This window comes from Methylobacterium sp. E-016 (assembly GCF_022829745.1).
Taxonomy (GTDB): Bacteria; Pseudomonadota; Alphaproteobacteria; order Rhizobiales; family Beijerinckiaceae; genus Methylobacterium.
This window is the reverse complement of sequence record NZ_JAKSYF010000003.1, coordinates 1-1657: the sequence shown is the minus strand read 5'-3', so window position 1 is coordinate 1657 and position 1657 is coordinate 1. Positions and strand designations below refer to the sequence as shown.

General features: G+C 58.8%; 2 tRNA genes and 2 rRNA genes. All 4 read right to left on the bottom strand.

What is annotated here, in order from left to right:
* Positions 1-626 (bottom strand): 23S ribosomal RNA (locus MKK68_RS00090); the annotation flags it as partial.
* 313 nt (positions 627-939) lie between these two features.
* Positions 940-1015, bottom strand: a tRNA-Ala gene (locus MKK68_RS00085).
* Positions 1016-1034: 19 nt separating this feature from the next.
* Positions 1035-1111: transfer RNA gene (locus tag MKK68_RS00080), tRNA-Ile, on the bottom strand.
* Positions 1112-1298: 187 nt separating this feature from the next.
* Positions 1299-1657 (bottom strand): 16S ribosomal RNA (locus tag MKK68_RS00075); the annotation flags it as partial.

Below are 1657 nucleotides of genomic sequence, written 5' to 3'. Positions count from 1 at the left end.
GCCGAGCGCACCGACAACCTGTCCGGCGGCCAGCAGCAGCGCGTCGCCATCGCGCGCGCCCTCGTGCAGGAGCCCGAGATCATCCTGGCCGACGAGCCGATCGCCTCGCTGGATCCGCGCAACACGCGCGTGGTGATGGATTCGCTCCTGCGCATCAACAAGCATTACGGGATCACGGTCCTGTGCAACCAGGATTTCACGTGTCCCGCCCTACTCGTATCCCGAATGTCGTCCGTCCCGTACGGGGCTGTCACCCATCATGCCGGCCTTTCCAGACCGTTCCGGTAAACTCCACTCAGGCATTGGCCTGGTCCGCGTTCGCTCGCCACTACTAACGGAGTCTCGTTGATGTCCTTTCCTCCGGGTACTGAGATGTTTCAGTTCCCCGGGTTCGCTTCAAACCCCTATTGTATTCAGGATTTGATACCTTCATGTGACCAATCGTAGTGAAGCCGCAGATCAAAGATCTGCAGCCACAATACGAAAGGTCGAAGGTGGGTTTCCCCATTCGGAAATCCCTGGATCAAAGCTCGTTCGCAGCTCCCCAAGGCTTATCGCAGCGTACCACGTCCTTCATCGCCTCTCAGCGCCAAGGCATCCACCGAATGCTCTTAAGGCACTTGATCGCTCTCGTGATCGATGTCCGCTCTGACCGGCAGCCGCTGCAAAGCGGCTCCGGTCAGGCGACACGGTCACAAAAAGACCAGTTCCCCTGCCGTTTCCGGCAGAAGAACAGTTGCTTGCCGAACATAACCGTCCCGGACCAGCTTTCGCTGCCGCAGACGGCCACATTCCCTCTTCACGATGTCGATTGGTTTTGCGCACTGAGCCGGATTGATGCCCTGGCTCGCGCAAACTGGTTTATCCGGATGCTTTGGAACTTGGGCCTGCCCTCATTCTGAGACGTCGCAGCTCGCGCTGCGCCAAGTCCCAAAAAAATGGTGGAGACAGACGGGATCGAACCGACGACCTCATGCTTGCAAAGCACGCGCTCTCCCAGCTGAGCTATGTCCCCGATCACGAGCATCCCAAATTGGTGGGCCTGGGACGACTCGAACGTCCGACCTCACCCTTATCAGGGGTGCGCTCTAACCACCTGAGCTACAGGCCCGTGCCAGCCAAGAACAACCCCGCTCGGAGGATGCCGGCTGACAGTCCGGATAATGAGAAAGAGAAACGAGGACGGCACCGTCCCGCATAGCGGGGCTAAGACTAGCCCCATGTATCCAATGACGCGGCAAGAGGAGCGGACCGGCAAACACGAAGCGTGCCGATCGTCACTAAAGCTGCATCCTTAGAAAGGAGGTGATCCAGCCGCAGGTTCCCCTACGGCTACCTTGTTACGACTTCACCCCAGTCGCTGACCCTACCGTGGTCGCCTGCCTCCTTGCGGTTGGCGCAGCGCCGTCGGGTAAGACCAACTCCCATGGTGTGACGGGCGGTGTGTACAAGGCCCGGGAACGTATTCACCGTGGCATGCTGATCCACGATTACTAGCGATTCCGCCTTCATGCACTCGAGTTGCAGAGTGCAATCCGAACTGAGACGGTTTTTGGGGATTTGCTCCAGATCGCTCCTTCGCGTCCCACTGTCACCGCCATTGTAGCACGTGTGTAGCCCATCCCGTAAGGGCCATGAGGACTTGACGTCATCCACA